Genomic DNA, 5,174 nt, shown 5'->3' with positions numbered 1-5,174 from the left:
ACGAGCGTCAGTGCTCGGTCGTGGTTCCTCCAATTTCGTGAAATAATTCTCATCGCCGTCGTCTACAACATTCTGCGACGCTTACGACAGTGAATTCCAGTGCAGTCTATCGATCCTACTGGGCAAAGATTTTCGTGATCCCGAGAGACGAAGTCTCTCGGACGACGGTCCTTGCTTCGTCTGGGACGGATCGAGCGGATGGTCGGCAACGCCGACCATCTATAACCTGGCGGCTCCGCCGCCAGGCGGACGGCCCCTTTCAGTCCCACCCGGCCTGAAAAGCTACACTGGGCGGGACTGTAAGGGGCGGGGCTTTTTTGCTGTGTAACACCTCAGATTTTCCGGGAATCCCAAGTCTTCGAACTGAGATTTATATAGGAATGGGCGACCAGAGCCCCTGTGACAGACGAAGATTCACTCACTCGACGGAGCGTGCTCGGCAAATTCACCATGCTGTTCGCTGCGATTCTCGGTATCACCACCGGCGCAGCGAGCGCGAGATCCGACGATTTACCCGCTGCTCCACAACAGAGCGAGACGGCGGCCGAGAAGACGATGGCATCGAAGACAAAGACACTGGCGGAAAAGCCACGGAACGGCATTCATACCGGGACGATCGACCGGATCGTCGACGGTGAACACGTCGTGATACTGCTCGAATCAGACGGCGAGACAGTCGGGCAGTACGTCGTCGATCACGATCGTGTTCCAGACGGCGAAGAAGGGGACAGTGTCACCGTCTGGCTGTTCCGTGGAACCGTGGTCGGCGTCTGGGTCGACTAGCGCTCGACAGCGTGCCGGAATGGCTGCGCTGGTCACTCCTCGTCGGGACGCTTCGAGTCCTCACCGAGGCGCTTCGAGAGCCGGTCGAACTTGCGCTGTGCGGAGTCGCGTCGGTCGGCCTCCGTCTCGGGCTGGTAGTCGAAGCGCTCGACTGTGCCGCAGTCGACGGTCACCTCGAACACTGCTCCCTCGTGTCGGCCCGGCTCCGGTACCGCTTCGGCCGCCATCGTCAACTCGTCGACCGTCTCGCCGTCGCGTTCGAGCAACAGCACTGCTGTCTCCCCGTCCACGATCCGGTCGACGACGGCGCTGTACGTCTCGGTCATGGCTGTGCCCTCGGAATCATGCTGTGAATACCCGGATCGATTCGACTGGTCGCCTCGGTCTTGCGGTCGAGCAACTCCGCGGGATCGGTCGTCGCCGAGTGCTCGGTCTCGACGGAGACGTTGTTGCCGTCGGTCGTTACCACGATATCGCCGTGAACGCCGGTCCAGTAGGTCTCGACGTCGCGGTCCGCGAACCGCTGAAGGACCTCGTCGTGGGGGTGACCGTACTGACTGTCGACGGCACTCGAAATCACCGCCATCTCCGGTGTCACCTCTTCCAGGAATGGCGGAGTCGACGACGTCGACGAGCCGTGGTGTCCTGCCTGATAGACGTCGGCGTCGAGTTCACTGTCCCACTCTTCGATCAGGCGTGATTCGATCTCCTGCTCTGCATCACCAGTGGTCAGATACTCGAACTCCCCGAACTCGATCGCGAGTGCGACACTATTCTCGTGGAGATCGCTCCCCGACTCCTCTTCGGCTGGGTTCAGGACGGTCGCTGTAACTGTCTCGTTGAGCGGAAGCGTGTCGCCTCCTCGAACCTCGAAGAGGTCGACGTCGTGTTCTTCGACTGCATCCAGATAGTTCTCGTAGGTCTGGCTCGTGTGTGCAACCCCCGAGTCGTACACCGCACCGACCCCGTCACGCTCGGTTTCGTACGTCTCGATGAGGCGTGCGTGCCCGCCGATGTGGTCCGCGTGAGCGTGCGTCGAGACGAGATGGTCGATCCGATCGATGTCGTGTTCGTCGAGATAGTCGAGTACTGTCTCGCCGTCGTCCCGCCAGTCGCCGCTGTCGATCAACATCGTCTCGTCGCTGGGTGCGATCAGCAGCGTGGCGTCAGCCTGTCCGACGTCGATGTGGTGGATCTGGAACTCACCGTCGGGTGTCCCTGTCTCCTGGATATCTTCCTCTCCACTCCCCGTTGCGAGATTACCGGCACACCCCGCCGTAACCAGCACGGCCGCCAACGCAACGACGAAAAAAACGCGGCGCATACAGTATCCACCCTCCCAGGACAGATGTGTATTTCGGCCATCATCTGTCTGTCATTTTTTCACCGGATCAATCAAAAGAGCCAATGGCTGTGCCCTGTAACGTAGGACGAATGAAAGCCGCGCGCCCGTATTCAGTGTCGTCTCTCTCTGTACTGACTGGGTCAGCCAGGAGTGATCGGCGATGAGCCAGATACAGACCAGCGCCGACGAGGCTCGTCATCGTCTCTACGAGATCATGAAAAGCGACCAGTCCTTCGAGGCGAAAGCCAGCGAGGCGCTGGAACTCGGGCAGGCGTATCTCGGTGTCGAGAGTGGGTTTCTAACGCGCGTCGACACCGAGACCGATCACTGGGAGACCATCATCACGACCGACGGCTCGGAGGGGCTGGTGCCACCCGGAACGACGACCGAACTGAGCGGAACCTACTGCCGGCATACACTGGAGCGAGACTCACCGCTTGCGTTACACGATGCGCCGGAGCAGGGCTATCGTGACGACCCGGGAAGTGACCATTTCCACTGTTATCACGGCACGACGCTGACCGTCGGTGGCGAGCCATACGGGACCGTCTGTTTCGTCGCACGCGAACCCCGGGCGGAGCCGTTCAGCGAGGCGGAGATGATGTTTGCGGAGTTGATCGGCCGACTACTCGGCCACGAACTCGAGTACCAGCGCCAGCAGGACGAACTCGCCCGACAGACGAGTCTCGTCAACCTCCTCGACCGGGTGTTGCGACACAACATCCGGAACAAGATGACGATCATCCGGGCGAGTGCGAACCTGCAGACTGACGATGGCGAGTCCGGCCAGAACAAAATCGTCAGTGCCGCGGACGACCTCATCGAGATGAGCGAGACGGCCCGCCACCTCGGGAAGATTCTCAACTCGGAGTTCGACCGCAAGCCGGTCGACATTCGGGCGCTGGCGGACAGAGTCACCACAGAGGTTGCTGGGGCCTACCCCAGCGCGACGATCTCGCTCCGGGGGCCGGACCGGCTCGTGGTCCCGGCCCTGCCGAGCCTCGAAACGGCGGTGTGGGAACTCGTCGAAAACGCCGCAGAGCACGCTGGCCCCGAGCCAACTATTCAGATTACGCTCCGGGAGACCGCTGATACTGTCGAGATCGAAGTCGCTGACGACGGCCCGGGAATTCCGGAGACGGAACGGGATGTCTTGCAGACTGGCACAGAGACACAGCTCGTTCACGGGAGTGGGCTCGGCCTCTGGTCGGTGTACTGGGTTGGCTCGGCCCACGACGGCGAGATCGCAACAGAGACGACCGACGGCACGACGGTCACGATTTCGCTGCCCCGACATCCGACAGAGTCGGCCGACAGTGAGCCACGGATCAGGCGTGCCGGTGATCGATTCCAGGCTGCATTCGAACACGCGCCCGTTGCCATGGTGTTACTGGACGACGACGGCCACCTTCTCGATGTGAACGACAGCGCGGCCGCGATATTCGGACGCCCAGTCGAGGAGCTCACCGGACGACGGATCACGGCGTTCAGCGAACAGAGCCCCGAGGACGGGCCGATTGCGACCCACGAAACCGGAAAATTCGTCATCGAACACGACGATCCCACCACTGCTCCTGTCGAATACACGCACCAGCCCGATATCGTCCCCGGACAGCATCTCCTGACCCTGGAGGAACGATAATGCTCACACCGACAGTCCTGCGCGAGTACGACCGATCAGCACCGGATTCCGACCAGCTCCAGACTGCCACGTTCGGCGTCGGCTGTTTCTGGGGGCCGGACGCGAAGTTCGGCGGGATGGAGGGCATCATCCGGACGCGGGTCGGCTACGCCGGTGGAACGAAAGCCGATCCGACGTATCACAGCCTCGGTGACCACACCGAAGTCGTTCAGATCGAGTACGATCCGGCTGTTCTCGGCTACGCGGCGCTCCTCCCGGAGATTTTCACCAGCCACAACCCTCGCCGACAGACCGGGAAGCGACAGTATCACAACGTCGTGCTCACGGACTCCGAGGCCCAGACCGATGCTGTCTGGGAGTATCTCGAAACGAGCCCGTTCGATCCCGACTCGGTCGAGACGCGGATTGAGGAGCTATCACAGTTCTATCCTGCGGAGAACTACCACCAGAAGTACAACCTCCGGAGCAAGCGCTGGGCGAAAAAAGCCTTCGACGAGGCCGACTACGACCCCGAGCAACTCCGTGACTCACCTGCTGCGGCGAAATTGAATGCCCACGTGTCGGGACACGACGTCGATATTCCGTTTCTCGACGCTCGGAATCGATAGCGTCTAGGAGTGGTATCGTAGAGGAGTGGAAATTCCGAAGTCGGTGTTCCAAACAGCAAGAAAGCCCCGAGGCTCTGAACTCGGGGGCCTCGTTGCGCTCTTCACTCCCTTCGGTCGTTCCGGTGCTTACATCGTCCGCCGTCGTTCAGAGCCTCGCCCCTTTCAGTCCCGCCCGGTGTTATTTTCCAGGCCGGGCGGGACTGATACTGATTGTTGCGAGTCTGTACCGCTCTAGCGACGCAAATTCTGTGTTACACGCCGTGACACGTCGATATCCGTGACTCAGTCACGAAAATAACCGCAACAATCACTATGAAAGGGGCCGGGGGCTTTCTTGCTGTTGTCAGTCGCATCCTCTGATTCGTCGTCTGAGGGGCGATTTCTGGTTGCTCAGGTCGACACCAGTACTGTAAGAACCACTCTCAACTCAAAAAGGTGAGAACGTTTTTGTACGCCGCTGTCCGAAGAGAGGTATATGGCTCGCTGGACGTGTGGTATCGACGGAGATAATGCGACGTTCGACCGCGTCGAGGATCTGATGGTCCACCAGGCTGCAGAACACGACCGCGTCGACTGCAAGGTCTGCGGTGCGGTCGTTCCTGACGGCTACTTTGCGATCCGCCACGCCTTCGACGAACACTCGCGAGCGGAGTACGTCCGGGAGTACGAGGCCTCGGCTGCGGAAGTCCGCAAACGGGAGAAAATCAAAGAGGAAATCGAAGAGGTCGCCGATATCCGGGAAGTCGTCGACCGACTGGACGACTAAGCTACCACCTTTTTCAGCGTCGGGGGGGGG

The 5,174-nt window shown here is 60.6% G+C and carries 6 protein-coding genes; 4 read left to right on the top strand and 2 right to left on the bottom strand.

All coding sequences use genetic code 11. The annotated features are described in order from the left end of the window. Window positions 1-399 precede the first annotated feature (399 nt). Window positions 400-783, top strand: coding sequence for a hypothetical protein (locus EOW68_RS19050; protein ID WP_431359056.1), 384 nt, complete (start codon window positions 400-402; stop codon window positions 781-783). A gap of 32 nt (window positions 784-815) precedes the next feature. Here the strand turns inward: EOW68_RS19050 and EOW68_RS18060 are convergent, their stop codons facing one another. Both EOW68_RS18060 and EOW68_RS18055 read right to left on the bottom strand, forming a co-directional pair. After that, on the bottom strand, window positions 816-1,109 hold the full coding sequence (locus EOW68_RS18060) for a DUF3006 domain-containing protein (protein WP_128226549.1): 294 nt from the start codon (window positions 1,107-1,109) through the stop codon (window positions 816-818). Then, complete coding sequence (locus EOW68_RS18055; RefSeq protein WP_128226548.1) at window positions 1,106-2,107, bottom strand: ComEC/Rec2 family competence protein; 1,002 nt, start codon at window positions 2,105-2,107, stop codon at window positions 1,106-1,108. The genes EOW68_RS18060 and EOW68_RS18055 overlap by 4 nt, the downstream gene beginning before the upstream one ends. A gap of 181 nt (window positions 2,108-2,288) precedes the next feature. Here EOW68_RS18055 and EOW68_RS18050 point away from each other — a divergent pair, with 181 nt between their 5' ends. The 3 genes from EOW68_RS18050 to EOW68_RS18040 all read left to right on the top strand — a co-directional run bounded on the left by EOW68_RS18050 (window position 2,289) and on the right by EOW68_RS18040 (window position 5,144). After that, entirely contained in the window at window positions 2,289-3,770 is a 1,482-nt protein-coding gene (locus EOW68_RS18050) for a GAF domain-containing sensor histidine kinase (protein WP_128226547.1), read from the top strand. Next, the gene (locus EOW68_RS18045) at window positions 3,767-4,378 is read left to right on the top strand and encodes a peptide-methionine (S)-S-oxide reductase MsrA (protein ID WP_128226546.1); all 612 of its coding nucleotides are present in this window, start codon (window positions 3,767-3,769) and stop codon (window positions 4,376-4,378) included. The genes EOW68_RS18050 and EOW68_RS18045 overlap by 4 nt, the downstream gene beginning before the upstream one ends. A 475-nt stretch (window positions 4,379-4,853) precedes the next feature. Further along, the gene (locus EOW68_RS18040) at window positions 4,854-5,144 is read left to right on the top strand and encodes a DUF7565 family protein (RefSeq protein WP_128226545.1); all 291 of its coding nucleotides are present in this window, start codon (window positions 4,854-4,856) and stop codon (window positions 5,142-5,144) included. Window positions 5,145-5,174 lie beyond the last annotated feature (30 nt).

Origin of the sequence: Halovenus amylolytica (assembly GCA_004015825.1) — an archaeon.
Classification (GTDB): Archaea; Halobacteriota; Halobacteria; order Halobacteriales; family Haloarculaceae; genus Halovenus; species Halovenus amylolytica.
This window is presented reverse-complemented; position numbering and strand designations above follow the sequence as displayed.